Genomic DNA, 18,597 nt, shown 5'->3' with positions numbered 1-18,597 from the left:
AAAAACAAGGTCTCTGCCTGGCATTGAGCGAACGGAGGTTACGCACAGGGCAAATGCATCGCGTGTTTGAGAACTTCGTCGAGCAACTGTCTGCAAGTGTTGATGCTGCCGATCTCTGTGAGGCAATGGCCTCCGCTGCAGCCGGCTTCGACTTCCCGCTATTCGCCTATTTCACTTACCCGTCGGCCTCCGGCGACGCCCCCCAATTGATTTCAAACTATCCTTCATGCTGGACATCACGTTATCTGCAACAGCGGTACCACAGTCTTGATCCGGTCATCCTGCGCGGGCTCCAAGGCTGGGATACATTCGATTGGGGTGTGGATCGCGCTCGACACTGTCTGCCGAATTCGCAGCAACAAATTCTGGAGAGTGCGGCTGAGTTTGGCATCTGCGGCGGCCTGACGATGTCCATGCATGATCATCTCGGCCGGTTTGCTGCCCTGACCTTTGCTTCCGACGAGTCCCGTCCGCCTCTTTTACGGTCACTGGCACGTTACGAAAAAGCATTGCAGCTGGTGGCCATCAACTTTCATATCCACGTCCGGCGCAGGCTCGCCGACGATCGCGTGGTGGATGGTGTAACGCTCACCCCGCGGGAGTTCGAGTGCCTGAAATGGGCGGCGCGCGGCAAGTCGGCTTGGGATATCAGCCAGCTTCTCGGCGTCTCAAAGCGCACCGTGACTTTTCACTTGGAAAACGCCAAGGCAAAGTTTGGCGTTCGAACGATCAACCAGGCCGTTGCACGCATGGCTGCCTCCGGCCAGACGAGATCCTGATTCTTCAGCCACGATACCTGTAAACCTCTACAGGCTGCATCGCTGTCAGCTTTGCCCTTCGATGGCGGGAACACATCCCACATGGAGGCGACCATGATGCAACTGATAACACCAGGCTTTTACAACGAGTTTGCGGGCGAACTCAAAGAGATGCACGGGCTCAGGTTTCGGGTGTTCAAGGAAAGGCTCGATTGGGAAGTTGATACCGAAGACCAGATGGAATCCGATTCGTTTGATGCTCTGAAGCCCGTCTATCTGCTCCTCAAAGGATCCGACTGGCGAATTCGCGGTTGCGTGCGTCTTCTGCCCAGCACCGGACCCACAATGTTGCGCGACACGTTCCCGGTGCTGCTGGGTGCTGACGTCGTGCCCTCGACCACCGACATATGGGAGAGCAGTCGTTTTGCGCTCGATCTTCCTCCGTCGGCGCCCAAGGCTGCGGGCGGGCTGGCCCAAGCGACCTACGAGCTCTTCGCGGCCATGATCGAGTTCGGCTTGGCCAAGGATCTGACCCGGATAGTAACGGTGACGGACACGCGCATGGAGCGGATCCTCCGCCTGGCTACGTGGCCATTGTCACGCATCGGACAACCCAAGTCCGTCGGCAAAACGGAGGCGGTGGCTGGATTTCTCGAGATTTCTCACGCGAGCCTTTTGCGCATCCGCAGCAGGGGACGTCTGAGCGGACCGGTACTGTGGCAACCAGTTCTGGGCCCGTCAGCATAGCGCCATAGTGGACACCTGAGCCATGAAGGATGCTGGTCTGTCCAAGGAAGCGACGGTCGGTCTTGTATGCTGGCCGGACTGGCGGCGCCAGGACGCTTACCACTACGCCAGACGATTGCCACGCACTGGCTGGGCCTGGGAGTTTCTTCGGCGCAATCCACAATTCCAGCGCGACCACGCCAAAATGGCACCGTCCGCCTGCATTGTCGGACCCCAAGGCGACATGCAGATAATCGAGTTGACGACAGGATCAGCTTTGCTAAGACAATGGAGCCTTCTTTTTCGCGGACGCGCCACAGTCGGACGCTACATCGGCAAGGGTCTTTTGGGATCCGCGCGATTGCGCCTGTATTCTACGAGCGGCCGCGGAGCCGCTTGGGCTCGACCACGATTTTGAACCGCTTCATCTTTCTTCGCTCTCATGCTGCAAGGACATCCTGCTGACAGCTGCGGGCGTGCAGCACGTGCTGCTGAGAGAGAACTGCCGGACTCTGCAGATCGCCGTTTCCGGTGCGTCCGTCCTCGGCCGGTTGCGGCTATATGTCGACGCAATCGTCCAGCCGCAGCACTTCAAGTTCCACGTCGCTGCCCTTCAGTTCCTGAATGACGTCAACGGTTGCGGCCGCCTGTCAGTTGCATGCTTTCCGCCGGAACACCGCGGAGCGCGTCTGCGTATCGTACTCCAGGCCTTGGATGGCTCGCTTGCGGGAGCATCTCATCAGGAGGTCGCCATTGCTTTGTTCGGGAGATGCCGTGTCGAAGAAGATTGGCGTCATCCAGGTGGCCATCTTCGCGATCAGGTACGTCGCGCCATCCAACGTGGCCGCTACCTGATGGGCGGCGGCTACAGACAGTTCCTGAGGTAATTGGGGTGGTTGTGATTGTCTTATTCGAACGCGCAACCTCCATTGCTCACTGCAATTGTGCGTTGCACAAAACGTGGCAAGCGCCTAGTTCTTCCGCGGCGAATCGGGTTTCGGCGAAGCACTGAGACCCAACGCTTCGTCGATAAGTGCATTCATGCCCTGAGGATCCCGATGACCGTTATGAACCCCGACAAAGCCGGCGCTGCAAGCCTTGAGACAATCGCGCGAAACGGCAGCATGCTGCGTCGCATAGCCGTACGCATTCCGACCTACCTGTCGGATGTTCGCGAGAACCCGGCGTGGCTTCCCATGTTCATGTTGGCGCGCACCATGCCGGCACGGAGAATGCACTGGCGTGGTGCAAAGCCGGTCCGAAGGTCGCAAAGAGCCCTGGACACGATGTTTGCCGGTGTCAATTGCCACGACGTTGTCGACGCGCTGCGGATGGATGGGCTTTTCCCCGGCCTCGTCCTGCCAACAATGGTGGCTGAAGATGTAGCCGCATTCGCCAGGTGCACACCTTGTTTCGGCAATTTCGATCGCCGACTCGAATTCATGCCGGCGGAGCATGTGGAGGCTGAGGCGCGGTTTGGCCGTCCGTTGCTCAGCGGCCATTATTTCGAGCGCATTCTGGGCTGTAACTCGGCCGTTGCCATCCAAAACGATCCGCTGCTCATGGATATCGCCGCGCACTATCTCGGCGGCCAGGCGACGCTGATCACAACGCGCGTCTGGTGGAGTTTCCCGACCGGCCAGGCCTCCGATGCCGACAAGAACCAGGCTTCGCTCGGCAAATACCACTTTGACCTGGACGACTGGCGGATGCTGAAGTTCTTTTTCTATCTGGTGCCCGTCGACGAGGGGACCGGCCCGCATGTCTATGTTCGCGGCAGCCACGATCGCCGCGCCCTCAAGCACCAACTTACGCTTGTCGTCGGCCATCCCGCCCAAGAGATTCTGGACGTGTACGGCAAGCAGAGCCCGGTCACGCTGACCGGCGAGGCCGGTTTCGGTTTCGTCGAGGATCCGTTCGGGTTCCATATGGGCACCGTGCCGGCGCACAGGCCACGGCTGATGATGGAAGTTGGCTTCGGCGTTTCTCCTCCATCGCGCCGCCGCTTCCATGGCGAGCCTGTGATCCGCTGATTTCGAAAAGTCCCGAAACAGCCTTCCCGGACCGCAGTCTTGTGAGGCAAGATAAGGCTATGCCGCCAATCGATCTGTTCGGCGCCCAAAGCGATTGTCTACACATGCTTTGAACTGGGCTGGTGCAATGAGTCTCGTCATTACTCCAGCCAGCGCATGAGTGCCTGTGTGAATCGAGGTTAGATGGCTTATCCCACCTGCCGTAACGCGGCTTGGATGAGTTGCACATTTCGCGAGACCCATGGCCGGATCGATGGACGCAAGCAGACGCGCCAGCTCCGAGTTTGATGTACGCTGAGATGCGCACTTTGCGACACCGATAATCCTGTCCACCGCATCTGCTGAGTACGCTAATCGAAGATTGAGTGCCGAGAGAAAAAGCCAGGGCCGGCTTTTGCGCGATGTCCTACATGGCCGCCGCGCGGGCTGCCGTCTCGGAGTTGCGCGTGACGATTCCGCTCGTGTCTGCGACGTCCGCGCTCGCGGTCAAGAATGGCAATGATGCGGTAGGCCTTCTCCTGTCCGAATAGCGTCCCGAGGCGAGCCCGGTTCCAGTCGCCTTCGCCCTCACCAGACGTTGTAGTGCAACGCGGTCGTTGGCGTTGGGCCCCACGATACAGTTTCGCCGTGCGCCCTGACGAGGCGAAGCGAGACCGCCGAAGGGCCGAGCATGTCACCTTGTGGGAAGACGCCTTGCTCAACATCGGCTGCCAGATCGGCGGGGCGCGGCGTCGTACGTGCGCTGTCCAAGGCCTGCTGGCCTCTCTGAGGCTTCACCGTGGCGTGATCCTGCCGCGTGTGAGTTTGCGATGTCATAAGAGCGTCAGGCACGAATGGAAGTTAGGTCAGGGCCCAAGACGCGGCCTTATCCATGGGGTGGATGGTAGTTATCACTACATTCAATTGTACCAATATTACGGAATACTACTACAAGGTCCGTCATAAAGCGGCCGGTGGGTATCCGTCTCGCCTCTGAAGCTGCCCGAAAGAATGCGGAGACGAACATGTGCGGGATTGTTGGCATCGTTGGGCAACAGCCGGTGTCGGATAGGTTGGTCGGCGCGTTGAAGGGTTTGGAATATCGCGGCTATGATTCCGCCGGCGTTGCGACGATCATCGAGGGCGCCTTGCATCGCCGGCGCGCCGAGGGCAAGCTCGTCAATCTCGAGAGGAGACTGAAGGAAGAGCCGCTGAGCGGCAATATCGGCATCGGCCACACGCGTTGGGCAACCCACGGGGCCTCGACGGAACGCAATGCGCACCCGCACTTTACCGACGGTGTCGCCGTCGTCCATAACGGCATCATCGAGAATTTCACAGAGCTGAAGGACGAATTGGCGGCGGTGGGCGCCGAGTTCCAGACCGACACCGACACCGAGGTCGTCGCGCATCTCTTGGCAAGATACCGACGGGAGGGCATGAGGCCGCAAGAAGCGACGCGTGCCATGCTGAAACGCGTCAGGGGCGCATATGCGCTTGCCGTGCTCTTCGAAGATGAACCGTCCACCATCACGGCGGCGCGCAACGGACCACCGCTGGCGATCGGTCACGGCGACGGCGAGATGTTCCTGGGCTCCGACGCGATCGCGCTTGCTCCCTTCACCAACGAAATTACCTATCTCATAGACGGCGACTGGGCCGTTGTCGGCAATTCGGGCGCCCATATCTTCGATATCGACGGCCATCCCGTCGAGCGTCCGCGCCATATCTCCACGGCCGCGGCCGATCTGGCCAACAAGGGCAGCCATCGCCACTTCATGGAGAAGGAGATTTACGAGCAGCCCGAGGTTATCTCCCATACTCTCCGTCATTACACGAACATCATAGAGAATTACGACATGGTTCCTGGCATCGATTTCGCCAAGGTTCCGAGCTTGGCGATCTCTGCCTGCGGGACCGCCTATTTCGCCGGACTGATCGGAAAATACTGGTTCGAGCGCTATGCGCGCCTGACGGTTGAAATCGACGTTGCGTCCGAATTCCGTTACCGCGACATCCCGTTGCCGCCGCAATCGGCCGCTCTTTTCATTTCGCAGTCCGGCGAAACCGCCGATACGCTTGCGTCGTTGAGGTACTGCAAGGAGCGTGGGCTGAAAATTGGCGCTATCGTCAATGCCTGCGAATCGACCATCGCTCGGGAGGCCGATACGGTCTTCCCGATCCTTGCCGGACCGGAGATCGGCGTCGCCTCTACCAAGGCTTTTACCTGCCAGCTTGCCGTTCTAGCCGCACTCGCCATCGGCGCCGCCAGAGCCCGCGGGACAGTCCCCGAAGGCGAGCTGCAGGCGCTCGTCAGGAGCCTCGCCGAATTGCCGCGCGTCATGGGCCAGGTACTCAACAGCATCCAGCCGGAGATCGAGTTCTTGTCGCGCGAACTGTCAAAGTGTCGTGACGTCCTGTATCTCGGCCGTGGCACCAGTTTCCCGCTAGCGATGGAAGGAGCGCTGAAGCTCAAGGAGATTTCCTACATCCATGCCGAGGGCTATGCAGCTGGTGAATTGAAGCACGGGCCGATCGCATTGATAGACGAGAACATGCCGGTGATCGTCATCGCGCCCCATGACCGCTTTTTCGACAAGACCGTCTCCAACATGCAGGAAGTGGCTGCCCGTGGAGGGCGGATTATCCTCATCACCGATGAAAATGGGGCAGCCGCATCGAAACTCGACACCATGCACACGCTCGTGCTGCCGGCTGTCGACGAAATTATCGCGCCGATGATCTTCTCGCTGCCGATACAGCTTCTTGCCTACCACACGGCGCTCTTCATGGGGACAGATGTAGACCAGCCACGCAATCTCGCAAAATCCGTCACGGTCGAATGATTGTGAACCTGTATAGATGGCGATGATCGTCCATCGAAAGCGCTGAGGGTGGATGGACGGTGCCGCGAATAGCCACTGGAGGCGTCAACCGGGAGTTCGAGTTGCTGTTCAAGAAAGCCATCGGCGAGAATTATTCGCGGAGTATCGCAGGTCGGATGCGCTACAGCCGATCAGGCCATCTCAGGAGGGCGCCCTGGAACTTGATCAGAAGGAGGTGAGCCGCCATATTCCGACCCGGCTCCCAATTCAGGTGGCCCATTCCATGGATGAGGCCGGTCCGGCCGAATGGATGTCCATTTTTTGATTTGCTGGGTGTGCGCCGCGGGGACGTATCTCCCGAGGGAGCTCCCATGTTCTTGGAGATGTTTATGAACGATTCGCGCATTCCCGAACCAGTCTTGACGGCTATGTCGCAGGGGACCCACATCGTCCGCGCTTATCGTGAGCACCTTGGGTATTCGATCGAGGACCTGACGGTCGCGAGCGGGCTTGCCGCTGAGGAAATTCAAAACATCGAGCGAGGTCTGAGGTACAACAAGGGATATCGGGATCGGATAGCGAGATCGCTTTCCATACCTGTGGGAATCCTTGAGGCAGAGTCGCACATTTCGGACGCCGCCTGATCAGTCGGATGATCCGCAATGGGTGGACTACCGCTCTTGTGATGTGAAGCTTGCGGCTGATTGTAGACGCTGATTCCGTTGGGATGCCTCTGGCGCAGTACCGCCAAGAGAATCTCGTCAACTTTCCGATGCAGGAACCCTTCACATGGGCTCGCGAATAACAAGGCGATATAGCCGCCCGGAGTGCTACGAAACGTGCACGAGGGCATCGGCTCGCGACGAAGGATTGTAACGGCGAACTCTTGGTAATTCGGCGAGGCGATGCTGGCGCTTGAGCATCAACTCGGCCTACGAGAGTGGCTACTCCTAGGCTGAATCGGCCAACATGGCCGGCATCGCGCCGCTCTGAAAATAACATGGCGGGCATCCTGACGTTTCCGGGTTGACTATGGGTGTTCGAACCACGAAAACGGGCCGCTCTTCGTGAGTGGCGTGCGCCGGCAGTCTAACCCCAAGCCCCCCGCCCAGGCTGCCGGCGCGCTTCTAGAAAGATCGAGGTAGGCACTCGCTGCGCTCTGCCCGCCGACACCTTGTGCTTCCTCCAGCGAGTCCAGCGGACCACCATGGGTGGTGCCAGTTCTGGTGCTTACCCACGTCCATTTGCGATCTCGGGTCATTGAGAGTACCGCAAGCACCCTCTCTGCTGGATGGCAACGCGGCTCGCGCCGCCCGTATGCAGCGCAAGCTCCATGCATGAGGTCGTCCCTTCAAAATACTTGATGCAGTTGCGCTTGCGTAGCTCCTTGCATGCGCTCGATGCCAGGAGGAGACCTCTGTCTAAACGCTCGCATCGATGCAACGCCGTTGATCACCATCATCGCGGTGACCGCTTCGCGGGGGCCGCAGCCGTTTTGGAGCATGACGATCATGCCGGCGACATCGCAGTGACGCACATGCAAAATTCACAGATGCATTCTCGCCCAATGCTAGGTGCCCAGCATATGTCCGGCATCCCGCAACGCGGCTACGAAGAGACGGGCATTGCCGTTGGCATCCATCTTGGCCTGCATTGACAGGGGCATCCTGTGCCAGCTCTCCAAGGACGCAATGTAATGTGAGAACATACCGTTAACGATGCAATAGTGGGTAACTAGGCCGTGTACATCCAACGCCAGCACGCCGAATTGGCCGCCGTGATATCGGATGGCTGCGACCCGCTGGACCTGCGCGTCACCGTCGATCCGCACGTCGAAAAGCAGGATGCCGCGGCTCCTGGTGGCTATCTCGGCGGCTTTTTCAGCGAAGCTCAACGAGAGCGAGCAGACGCTTTCGACTGCCATCTGTAAAACCATCAAGTTCAGTTCATCCACTGACATAAGGTACCTGTGCGCAAGACATGGGTGATTGCAATCGACCACACCGCTTGTTCACAGGTGTCGGCTCATCACCGGTTATTCAGGGTTTGCCGGTCATCTTTGCGGCAAGCCATCCGGGCTCCTTGTACCCTGCAACCGTTGCAGTGGCGTCCCTCGGCCCTCGGAACCGCCAGGCTCTGCTCGTCGAGAACTTTGTCCGCGAGCAGCGTTCGCTTGAGCATTCCGCTGAAGCGTGACGTCTCACAAGTCCGTGTCCTTGCAGCTCACCGCGAGGGTGTTTTGCGCACCGCACGCAAGCGCACGAAACTGGTCTCCGTTCACTTCACAAAATGGTTTTCCTGAAGTACTGGAGCGCAGAGAAATCTCCGGTCGCAGCCTACCCGGTTAAAACAAGGACCCAACGATGAAGACTCTCGTCGTCTGCTCCGGCGGATTGGATTCCGTTACTCTTGCTCACAAGCTGGCAGCGGAGCACCAGCTTACCGGCCTGCTATCGTTCGATTACGGCCAACGGCATAGGAAGGAATTGGGCTTCGCCACCCTTTGCGCGGAGCGCCTGGGCGTCCCGCAGCGAATCATCGATATCCACGAGATCGGCGGCGGCCTTTCCGGCTCCGCGCTGACCGACAATGTGGACGTGCCCGACGGGCACTATGCCGAAGATACGATGAAGGTAACGGTGGTGCCCAACCGGAACGCCATCATGTTGGCCATTGCCTTCGGCCTCGCCGCAGCGCAAGACGCTGACGCGGTGGCGACGGCCGTGCATGGTGGGGATCATATTGTCTATCCCGATTGCCGTCCGGCCTTCATCGATGCTTTCCAGATGATGCAGGACCACGCGCTCGACGGCTACGCGCAGATTCGCCTTTATGCACCCTATGTGAACCTGACGAAGGCGGACATTGTTAGGGATGGAGCCACATACGGCACGCCGTTTGCGCAGACCTGGTCCTGTTACAGGGGCGCCGAGCGTCATTGCGGGAGGTGCGGAACCTGCGTCGAGCGGCGTGAGGCGTTTCACATCGCTGGGCACCCGGACCCAACCGAGTACGAGGACTCCGACTTCTGGCTCGGAGCGCTGCGAAGGACCACCGCGTAATGTTCCGCATCACCAAGGAATTCCACTTCTCAGCCTCGCATCAGCTCACCTCATTGCCACCCGATCACCAATGCGCGCGCCTGCACGGACATAACTACATCGTCGAAGTGGAGCTTTCAGCGGATGGACTGGACGATCACGGCTTCGTGCGCGACTACCACGATTTGGCGCCATTCAAACGCTACATCGACGAGAGCTTCGACCACCGACATCTCAACGACGTGCTGGGACACGAGCAAGTCACGGCGGAATATCTGGCCAGACATTTCTACCACTGGTGCAAGGCACGCCTGAGCGAAACCGCGGCCGTGCGGGTGAGCGAAACGCCGAAAACCTGGGCGGAATACCGGCCATGACCAATACGCATCCCGCAATCCGCGTGAGCGAGATTTTCGGGCCGACGATCCAGGGCGAGGGCGTGCTCATCGGGTTGCCGACGATCTTCGTCAGAACCGGCGGGTGTGACTATCGCTGTTCCTGGTGCGACAGCCTGCATGCTGTGGACAATCAATTCCGCCATGAATGGGAGATGATGTCCGTCGGCGTGGTGTGGAAAAATGTGCTTGCGCTTTCCGGTGGCCGCCCGCTTATGGTGTCGCTGTCAGGCGGCAATCCGGCCATCCAGCCGCTCGGCGCGCTCATCGACCGAGGCCGTGGTGACGGTTACCGTTTTGCGCTGGAAACCCAAGGTTCGCTTGCCAGGGACTGGTTTGCGCACCTTGACGTGCTGATCCTCAGCCCAAAGCCGCCGTCAAGCCAAATGACGACAGATTGGGCCGCTGTCGAGGCGTGCCTCCAGGCGGCACAAGGCAAGCCCCAAATCGTGCTCAAGCTCATTGTTTTCGACGAAAGGGACTACGCCTACGCGAAAGACGCCGCTGCGCGATTTCCGCAACTTCCGATTTATTTGCAACCCGGCAATCACACGCCGCCACACCCGGCAAATGATGACGCGCCCGTCGACCTTGACGGAATATTGAAGCGCATGGAGTGGCTGGTTGACAGCGTGACCCGCGACAAATGGTTCGAAGCCCGCGTGCTACCGCAGCTGCACGTTATGCTCTGGGGTAACAAGAGAGCCGTCTAGGCCAGGCCCTTTCCACCGGAACTGCACCGGCATATTCGGGTGAACGGGTGGTTCAACGTTGACCGCGCTGCCGGGGTGCTTGCGGACTTCTGCCACCGGCCCAAGTGTTGTCAGCCGCTTGCACGGCACCTTGCATTCTCCTTGCAAGGTCGAAGGGAGTGTCGCCGACAACCATGATCTGACAGGCAGGGCATGAGCGGGCGATATCGTCGCCATGCCAAGACGCGTCTGGTCCGCTTCGAACCGTTCCGGCCGACGGTCGCCGGTCAACAGTGGAAAACGATCGCAATCGGTTCACGATCGAGTGAGAGCCATGACCGTTCCTCTGCGGTGCTCAGACTGCCGCCGAGTGCCTGGCCGTTCCAGTTTCGAAATATTTGTCGAACCTGGCCGCGATGCTTCGGACGAAAGGGCGACTTTCAGCCGGCACAACGAATCTGTCGCCATCAAGTTCAAGCAATCGAACCGGATCGTGGAGGGCCATGGAACTTGACTGAAGGAGGAGCCTCTGGCCGGCCTCGCCGAAGCGTTCCACCAGATCGATGGCCGAGAAGGCGAAGTCGCACATCAAACGTTCGATGATCCAGCCGCGGACGCGGTCGTCGTTGGAAAGTGCGATACCCCGAACAGCGGCCAGCCCGCCGTCATCAACCGTGCATCGATATTCGCTGGTCGAAGGCATGTTCTGCGCATAGCCCTGCCGAAACTGGCTGATGGACGATGGGCCTAGCCCAATCAAGGTTTCGCAGCAATCGTCGGTGTAACCCTGAAAGTTCCGGTGCAGTGTTCCGGCGCGGGCGGCAAGGGCCAGGGCATCGCCGGGTTTGGCGAAATGGTCGAGGCCGATTGCTTCGTACCCCTGGTCCACGATCGCCCGCGCCGCCAGTTGCAATTGAGCAAATCTCTCCGCGGGACCGGGCAGCCATGCCTCGTCTATCATGGTCTGATGTTTCTTGAACCACGGCACATGGGCGTAGCCAAAAAGCGCTATCCTGTCGGGTTCCAAGGTCAGCGCCTGCGCGACGGTGGAGGAGACGCTCTCCCTCGTCTGGTGCGGCAAGCCGTACAGCAGGTCTAGATTGACCGATTCGACGCCGCGCGAACGAACACCGTCGACTACCGCTTTGGTCTGCAAAAAGCTCTGCTCGCGGTTGATTGCCTTCTGAACCTTCGGATCGAAGTCCTGGACGCCGAGGCTCGCACGGGTCGTGCCGATTTCGGCAAGCGCATCGAGGCGGGCATCGTCCATATCATTGGGTTCGATTTCAACGCTGATCTTGGCGCCGGGAAGAAAGGCGAAGCTGTTGCGCAGGACGCTTCCCAGCGCCGCTATATCCTCAGGTTCCAGCATCGTCGGGGAACCGCCGCCGAAATGAACCGCGCGAACTCGGCCCTTGCCGGTAACAAGGCCGCCAACCGTGGCGATCTCCCCATACAGCGAGCGCAGATAAGCGGCCACCGGCTCGTAGTGGCGCGTCTGTTTGGTATGGCACGCGCAGAACCAGCAGAGCCTGTCGCAATAGGGAATATGCAGGTAAAGCGATATCTCGTCACCACCTTCGAGCGCCTCCAACCAGCCTCGGTAAACGACGGCATCGACGCCCGCATGGAAATGGGGCGCAGTCGGATAACTGGTATAGCGCGGGACGTTCTCGCCAAGTCTGGTAGCTAGCTTTTGTCGCATGTCGTGGTCCACCGTGTTTGCGTCGCCCGAACTGTGGATGCTTGGATAAGCCTAAGCCCTGATTTCGATCAACCTTCAGCACGGACAAACTGCCGCAAGGATTTTTCTACCGTGGATTGCTATCCTGCCCGCACTGGACCGGTAGAGCGATCGAATGACATTACGGCAGGATATTCACAGTTCCGGCATTCCCGTTCTTTGCCTGCCTTGCGAGGCACGGCGCCGCGGTGTCTGTGGCGCGCTCGAGCCAGACGATTTGGCTCAGCTCGCCAAGACGTCGTCGCGGCACAATATCGAGCCGGGGGTCGAACTGATCGGCGACGCCGAGGCGGTCGACTGTTATTCAAACGTGCTTTCAGGCGTGGTGAAGCTCACGAAGAGCCTTTCGGACGGCCGCCAGCAGATCGTCGGTCTCCAGTTCGCGCCGGATTTTCTGGGACGGCCCTTCAAGATGAAAAGTGCGATCAATGCGGAAGCGGCAACAGCTGTCTCGCTATGCTCGTTTCCGAGAGCGGCCATCGAACGGATGATGAAGCAGTCACCCGAATTTGTGCATCGCCTGCTCAAGCAGGCGCTGAACGAACTTGACGAGGCCCGCGAATGGATGGTGACTGTGGGGCGCAAGACCGCACCAGAGAAGGTGGCGAGCTTTCTCCTCATGATTGCCCGGAACATCGACTCCAATGTTGACCCGGCGGCTAGGTCGGCGTGCTTCGAGCTGCCGATGACGCGTGCCGACATCTCTGATTTCCTTGGAATCACAAACGAGACCGTGAGCCGTCAGCTGACCAGCCTGAGAATGGACGGCGTGATTCGGATCGAGAACAACCGCCGCGTCACCGTGGACAGCATGAGCCGGCTGGAACGGCGCTGCGGCGGCCGAGGCGCAACAGCCGTTTGAATGACACGAAGCTGCATGGCCCACGCCACTTACTTCATTCGGGCAGGGCATGCTCGCGTTGGGCTCAGAAGACATCGCGTAGCGACAGCCCGTTCTCCATCCGATCGTATACGCCAGTTGCGTTTCGGCTCGTCGGCGAAGCATCCACACTTGGCCGAAGTCAATATGCCACATACGCAGGCGAAAATCGCCGTCCAAACCATAAATGTGACGAAGGCAGCGCAACGCTGGCGCTGGCTGTTCCAAGGCATTGAAACGATCGACGTTCGGTAAGGCATCGGCCTGCTTACCAGCGTCACAGAAGGTGCGCTTCCCCACACGCCCGCGATCGCCTCCATACCCGGGCCCCAACTCGGGGACGCCGGGCCTGTCCATAAACCGGCGGCCGCTGCTGCACTTCCACATTCGACACAGTCTGATCGCACCGAACTCGATGCTGCTCGAAGCAAAATGGTGCGGCTCTGACATGGATCAGGGCGAGCAGGCGAGGGCTGCGCGATAAGGCACCGCGGTTTGGCATCCGCCGGAATTGGAAATCGGGGCTTGCGATGAAATTCGGCAAAGAAATCGTGCTTCTAAGCCTGTTCGCATTCGCGGCTTTGGTGGCCGCTGGCGCTGGGGTGGATGAACCCTTTCGCCAGCATATGTGGGTCTTGTTCTTCGCCTTGGCTGGCTTCACTGCGATCCTGTTGCGCAACACTGAGTTCAAGCCTGCCGCGCCGATCGACCCGTCCGCTTACATGGACGGGCCAATCCGCTATGGCGCCATCGCCACCATGTTCTGGGGTGTGGTTGGCATGCTGGTCGGCGCCGTCATCGCGCTGCAGCTCGCCTATCCCGATCTCAACATCCAGCCCTGGTTCAACTTCGGCCGGCTGCGGCCGCTGCATACGTCGGGCGTCGTCTTCGCCTTCGGCGGCAACGCGCTGCTTTGCACGTCTCTCTATGTCGTCCAACGCACCTGCCGCGCCAGGTTGTTCGGCGGCGATCTCGCCTGGTTCGTGTTCTGGGGCTACCAGCTCNGTCCAACGCACCTGCCGCGCCAGGTTGTTCGGCGGCGATCTCGCCTGGTTCGTGTTCTGGGGCTACCAGCTCTTCATCGTCATGGCAGCGACTGGCTACCTGCTCGGCATAACCGAGAGCCGCGAATACGCGGAACCGGAATGGTATGTGGACATCTGGCTGACCATTGTCTGGGTCGCCTATCTCATCCTGTTCCTCGGCACGATCCTGAAGCGCAAGGAACCCCACATCTACGTCGCCAACTGGTTCTACCTGTCCTTCATCGTCACCATCGCGATGCTGCATGTGGTCAACAACCTCTCCATGCCCGCCTCCTTCCTGGGCTCGAAGAGCTATTCGGCTTTCTCCGGGGTCCAGGACGCTCTGACGCAATGGTGGTATGGCCACAACGCCGTGGGCTTCTTTCTGACCGCCGGCTTTCTCGGCATGATGTACTATTTCGTACCCAAGCAGGCGAACCGGCCGGTCTATTCCTACCGGCTGTCGATCGTCCATTTCTGGGCAATCATCTTTCTCTACATCTGGGCTGGACCCCATCATTTGCACTACACCGCCTTGCCCGATTGGGCGCAGACGCTCGGCATGGTGTTCTCGATCATGCTGTGGATGCCGTCCTGGGGCGGCATGATCAATGGCCTGATGACGCTGTCGGGCGCCTGGGACAAGCTCCGCACCGATCCGATCATCCGCATGATGGTGATGGCCATCGCCTTCTACGGCATGTCCACCTTCGAAGGCCCGATGATGTCGATCAAGACGGTCAATTCCCTGTCGCACTATACCGACTGGACGATTGGCCACGTCCATTCCGGCGCGCTCGGCTGGGTCGGCATGATCTCGTTCGGCGCAATCTACTTCATGGTGCCGAAGCTGTGGAACCGTGAACGGCTCTATTCACTCAGGCTCGTCACCTGGCACTTCTGGCTGGCGACGCTCGGCATCGTTGTCTACGCCGCTGTCATGTGGGTGTCGGGCATCATGCAGGGCCTGATGTGGCGCGAGTACGACGAGCAGGGCTTCCTCGTCTATTCCTTCGCTGAAACCGTGGCCGCCATGCACCCCTACTATGTCATGCGCGCCATCGGCGGAGCCATGTACCTCTCCGGCACCCTGATCATGGCCTGGAATATCGGCATGACCATTCTCGGATACCAGCGCGTGGAGGAGCCGATGCCCGGTTCCGTTCCTGCCCTTCAGCCTGCCGAATAAGGAGCCAGAAAATGGGCTTGATGGACAGACACGCACTCATCGAGAAGAACGCCACGCTTCTTCTCGTCGGCTCCCTTCTTGTGGTGACCGTAGGCGGCATCGTCGAGATCGCACCGCTCTTCTATCTCGACAACACGATCGAGAAGGTCGAAGGCATGCGCCCCTACTCGCCGCTCGAGCTTGTCGGGCGCAACATCTATGTGCGCGAGGGTTGCTACCTCTGCCACAGCCAGATGATCCGGCCGTTCCGCGACGAAGTCGAACGCTACGGTCACTACAGCCTGGCGGCCGAGTCGATGTACGATCATCCTTTCCAATGGGGATCGAAGCGCACCGGACCGGACCTCGCTCGGGTTGGCGACCGCTACTCGAATGTATGGCACGTCGAGCACCTCACGGATCCCCGTTCGGTTGTGCCGGAATCGATCATGCCAAGCTACGCGTTCTTGAAAGACGCGCCGATCGACGTGAAGGACTTCTCGACGCATCTGGTCGCCAACCGGCGGGTCGGCGTCCCCTACATCGATGACATGATCGCGCACGCCAATGCGGATTTAATGGCGCAGGCCGATCCTAACGCCGACACATCCGGCCTCCAGGCCCGCTACCCGAAAGCCAAGATCGGCGACTTCGACGGCAACCCGCAACAGGTGACCGAGATGGATGCCCTCGTCGCCTACCTGCAGATGCTCGGGACGCTGGTCGATTTCAAGAATTACGACGAAGCCGCCGGCTACCGCTGAGGAGTTTTATCCATGCATTACAATCTGATGCGAGAGTTTGCCGATAGCTGGGGCTTGGTCGCCATGGCACTTTTCTTCGTTGGCGCAATCGCCTTTGCGCTTCGCCCTGGCAGCCGCAAGCTCGCCGACGAAGCTGCCCGGATTCCCCTTGAGGACGAGTGATCATGAGCGACGAGCACATCGATGAAATCTCTGGTGTTTCGACCACCGGCCATGAGTGGGACGGCATCAGGGAGCTCAACAACCCACTTCCGCGCTGGTGGGTCTGGACGTTCTACATCACCATAGTCTGGGCGATCGGCTACACCATTGCCTATCCGGCATGGCCTCTCCTGCACTCGGCAACCAAGGGTGTGCTCGGCTATTCCAGCCGCAACGATGTCGGGAACGAGCTTGCAGCGGCCGAAGTTGCGAAGGGCAAATATGTCACTGCGGTCGAATCGAAAACCGTCTCGGAGATTGCCGCCGACGATGCGTTGCGCGAATTTGCGGTCGCTGCCGGCGGCGCCGCTTTCAAGGTCAATTGCGTGCAGTGCCACGGTTCCGGCGCCCAGGGGTCCAAGGGCTTTCCGAACCTCAATGACGACGACTGGCTGTGGGGCGGCGAGGTGGAGCAGATTCAGCAGACGATCGCTCATGGCATCCGCTTCGCCTCCGACCCGGATACGCGCCTGTCGGAAATGCCGGCCTTTGGCGACATCATCACCGCCGACCAGATCAAACAGGTCAGCGCCTATGTGGCCAGCCTGTCCGAANCATGGCATCCGCTTCGCCTCCGACCCGGATACGCGCCTGTCGGAAATGCCGGCCTTTGGCGACATCATCACCGCCGATCAGATCCAACAGGTCAGCGCCTACGTCGCCAGTCTGTCGGGCACCGTCAGCGATCAAGCATTGGTCGCACCCGGCACAAAGGTCTTTGCCGAAAATTGCGTGGCTTGCCACGGCGACAATGCAAAGGGCAACAAGGAACTCGGCGCCCCCGACCTGACCGATGCGATCTGGCTCTATGGGTCAGGCGAAACAGCAATCGCCACCCAGGTCCGTGCGCCGAAACAGGGCGTGATGCCGGCATGGGTCGGCCGCCTTGGCGAAACCAAGGTCAAGGAACTGGCGGTCTACGTCCATTCGCTAGGCGGTGGGGAATAGGAACGGGGGCCTATTCCCTCCCCTTCACCGCCCAAGCGACGAGGCCCGGCTCTGCCGGGCCTCGATTTGTTTCCGTGGTCCAGGCGATTGACCTGCATCAACGCGGCGCAATCCAGTCGACGGCACAATCCGATCGACGCTGTATTTCGCGGACCTCTCTGCACCCAGCAAGGTCACTTGCCCGGCGAAATCACAAGCTGCACGACGGAGAAACCAGTGCTGGACAATACGCAGGTAGAACGGCTCGAAGCCGAGGCGGTCAACTCCGCCAAAGTGCGCCAGCCAATGTACGCCGCGCGCAAGAAGATCTTCCCAAAGCGGGCCTCGGGAAGCTTTCGCCGGTTCAAATGGCTGGTAATGGCGATCACGCTCGGCATCTACTATTTGACACCGTGGTTGCGATGGGATCGAGGCCCGTTTGCTCCGGACCAGGCGGTACTGCTGGATCTTGCAAACCGGCGCTTCTATTTCTTCTTGATCGAGATATGGCCGCAGGAATTCTACTATGTGGCCGGACTTCTGGTGATGGCCGGCGTCGGTCTTTTCCTCATCACGTCGACTGTCGGCCGTGCCTGGTGCGGCTATACATGCCCGCAGACCGTATGGGTCGATCTGTTCCTGGTGGTGGAGCGGGCCATCGAAGGCGATCGNAATGCTCGTATCAAGCTCGATGCCAGTCCCTGGACCGCCCGCAAGCTGGTGCTGCGGGTGTCGAAGCACGCCATCTGGCTGGTCATAGGTGCGCTGACCGGCGGCGCATGGATCTTCTATTTCGCCGATGCGCCGACGCTGGTCGGCGAGCTCTTCACCGGCGCTGCGGCACCTGTCGCCTACATTACCGTCGCCGTGCTGACGGCGACGACCTATACGTTCGGCGGGCTGATGCGCGAGCAGGTCTGCACCTATATGTGCCCATGGCCGCGCATCCAGGCAGCCATGCTCGACGAAAGTTCGCTCACTGTCACCTACAATGACTGGCGGGGCGAACCGCGCTCACGTCACGCCAAGAAGGTACTCGCCGCAGGGCAGCCCGTCGGCGACTGCGTCGACTGCAATGCCTGTGTCGCTGTCTGTCCGATGGGGATCGACATTCGCGATGGCCAGCAGCTCGAATGCATCACCTGCGCGCTTTGCATCGACGCCTGTGACGGCGTCATGGACAAGCTCGGCAAGGAGCGCGGGCTGATTTCCTACGCCACGCTCTCCGACTACAACGCCAACATGATGCTGGCTACCGCAGGCGGTGCGAGTTCGGTCGATCCGTCGCTGGTCAGGGCGGCTGATGGCCTGTTCTCCGACAAGGTGGCGCATTTCCATATCCGCAAGATCTTTCGGCCGCGCACCTATGTCTACATGGGTATGTGGTCGCTGATCGGCCTGGGCCTGCTCTATTCGCTGCTGACGCGCGACCGGCTCGA

General features: G+C 59.9%; 15 protein-coding genes and 3 pseudogenes. 16 read left to right on the top strand and 2 right to left on the bottom strand.

All coding sequences use genetic code 11. The features are described 5' to 3' along the window. The first annotated feature begins 53 nt into the window (after positions 1-53). The 6 genes from X739_RS145420 (at position 54) to X739_RS145445 (ending at position 6,965) form a co-directional block, all read left to right on the top strand. Entirely contained in the window at positions 54-779 is a 726-nt protein-coding gene (locus X739_RS145420; RefSeq protein WP_023775322.1) for a LuxR family transcriptional regulator, read from the top strand. A 93-nt stretch (positions 780-872) separates the two neighbouring features. Further along, positions 873-1,505 (top strand): acyl-homoserine-lactone synthase, encoded by a 633-nt coding sequence (locus X739_RS145425; RefSeq protein WP_023795253.1) that lies wholly within the window; start codon positions 873-875, stop codon positions 1,503-1,505. A 455-nt stretch (positions 1,506-1,960) separates the two neighbouring features. Beyond that, the gene (locus tag X739_RS145430) at positions 1,961-2,371 is read left to right on the top strand and encodes a DUF2285 domain-containing protein (RefSeq protein ID WP_023795252.1); all 411 of its coding nucleotides are present in this window, start codon (positions 1,961-1,963) and stop codon (positions 2,369-2,371) included. 171 nt (positions 2,372-2,542) lie between these two features. Then, positions 2,543-3,517, top strand: coding sequence for a hypothetical protein (locus tag X739_RS145435; RefSeq protein ID WP_023795251.1), 975 nt, complete (start codon positions 2,543-2,545; stop codon positions 3,515-3,517). A 1,004-nt stretch (positions 3,518-4,521) separates the two neighbouring features. Beyond that, entirely contained in the window at positions 4,522-6,342 is a 1,821-nt protein-coding gene (gene glmS / locus X739_RS145440) for a glutamine--fructose-6-phosphate transaminase (isomerizing) (protein WP_023795249.1), read from the top strand. 368 nt (positions 6,343-6,710) lie between these two features. Beyond that, entirely contained in the window at positions 6,711-6,965 is a 255-nt protein-coding gene (locus tag X739_RS145445; RefSeq protein ID WP_023735822.1) for a helix-turn-helix domain-containing protein, read from the top strand. Positions 6,966-7,891: 926 nt separating this feature from the next. Here X739_RS145445 and X739_RS145450 read toward each other — a convergent pair. After that, the gene (locus X739_RS145450; protein ID WP_023795248.1) at positions 7,892-8,281 is read right to left on the bottom strand and encodes a hypothetical protein; all 390 of its coding nucleotides are present in this window, start codon (positions 8,279-8,281) and stop codon (positions 7,892-7,894) included. A gap of 403 nt (positions 8,282-8,684) precedes the next feature. Between X739_RS145450 and queC the strand changes: the two genes are divergently transcribed. From queC to queE, 3 genes are read left to right on the top strand one after another with little or no spacing between them, the layout of a single operon-like run. Further along, positions 8,685-9,383: a 7-cyano-7-deazaguanine synthase QueC gene (gene queC, locus X739_RS145455; protein WP_023795247.1), complete on the top strand. Its 699-nt coding sequence runs from the start codon at positions 8,685-8,687 to the stop codon at positions 9,381-9,383. Next, complete coding sequence (gene queD / locus X739_RS145460) at positions 9,383-9,739, top strand: 6-carboxytetrahydropterin synthase QueD (RefSeq protein ID WP_023795246.1); 357 nt, start codon at positions 9,383-9,385, stop codon at positions 9,737-9,739. The genes queC and queD overlap by 1 nt, the downstream gene beginning before the upstream one ends. Continuing rightward, positions 9,736-10,470: a 7-carboxy-7-deazaguanine synthase QueE gene (gene queE / locus X739_RS145465; protein WP_023795245.1), complete on the top strand. Its 735-nt coding sequence runs from the start codon at positions 9,736-9,738 to the stop codon at positions 10,468-10,470. The genes queD and queE overlap by 4 nt, the downstream gene beginning before the upstream one ends. Positions 10,471-10,804: 334 nt before the next feature. On the opposite strand, the gene hemN is transcribed toward queE, so the two are convergent. Beyond that, complete coding sequence (hemN, locus tag X739_RS145470) at positions 10,805-12,154, bottom strand: oxygen-independent coproporphyrinogen III oxidase (protein WP_023795244.1); 1,350 nt, start codon at positions 12,152-12,154, stop codon at positions 10,805-10,807. 154 nt (positions 12,155-12,308) lie between these two features. On the opposite strand from hemN, the gene X739_RS145475 reads away from it, so the two are divergent. From X739_RS145475 to ccoG, 7 genes and pseudogenes are all read left to right on the top strand, one after another. Continuing rightward, on the top strand, positions 12,309-13,055 hold the full coding sequence (locus tag X739_RS145475) for a Crp/Fnr family transcriptional regulator (RefSeq protein ID WP_023795243.1): 747 nt from the start codon (positions 12,309-12,311) through the stop codon (positions 13,053-13,055). A 548-nt stretch (positions 13,056-13,603) separates the two neighbouring features. After that, positions 13,604-15,287 (top strand): annotated as a pseudogene (ccoN, locus tag X739_RS01000000166365) (cytochrome-c oxidase, cbb3-type subunit I). 11 nt (positions 15,288-15,298) lie between these two features. After that, the gene (ccoO, locus tag X739_RS145480; RefSeq protein ID WP_023795241.1) at positions 15,299-16,030 is read left to right on the top strand and encodes a cytochrome-c oxidase, cbb3-type subunit II; all 732 of its coding nucleotides are present in this window, start codon (positions 15,299-15,301) and stop codon (positions 16,028-16,030) included. Between the two features lie 12 nt (positions 16,031-16,042). Further along, complete coding sequence (locus tag X739_RS145485) at positions 16,043-16,192, top strand: CcoQ/FixQ family Cbb3-type cytochrome c oxidase assembly chaperone (protein WP_023795240.1); 150 nt, start codon at positions 16,043-16,045, stop codon at positions 16,190-16,192. A gap of 2 nt (positions 16,193-16,194) precedes the next feature. Next, positions 16,195-16,782, top strand: a pseudogene (ccoP, locus tag X739_RS0134835) (cytochrome-c oxidase, cbb3-type subunit III); the annotation flags it as partial. A 4-nt stretch (positions 16,783-16,786) separates the two neighbouring features. Continuing rightward, positions 16,787-17,179: pseudogene (locus X739_RS0134830) on the top strand (c-type cytochrome); the annotation flags it as partial. Positions 17,180-17,395: 216 nt separating this feature from the next. Beyond that, positions 17,396-18,597: cytochrome c oxidase accessory protein CcoG (gene ccoG, locus X739_RS145490; protein WP_023795239.1), on the top strand; the 1,202-nt coding region annotated here is incomplete at its 3' end.

This window comes from Mesorhizobium sp. LNHC209A00 (assembly GCF_000502915.1).
GTDB lineage: Bacteria > Pseudomonadota > Alphaproteobacteria > Rhizobiales > Rhizobiaceae > Mesorhizobium.
This window is presented reverse-complemented; position numbering and strand designations above follow the sequence as displayed.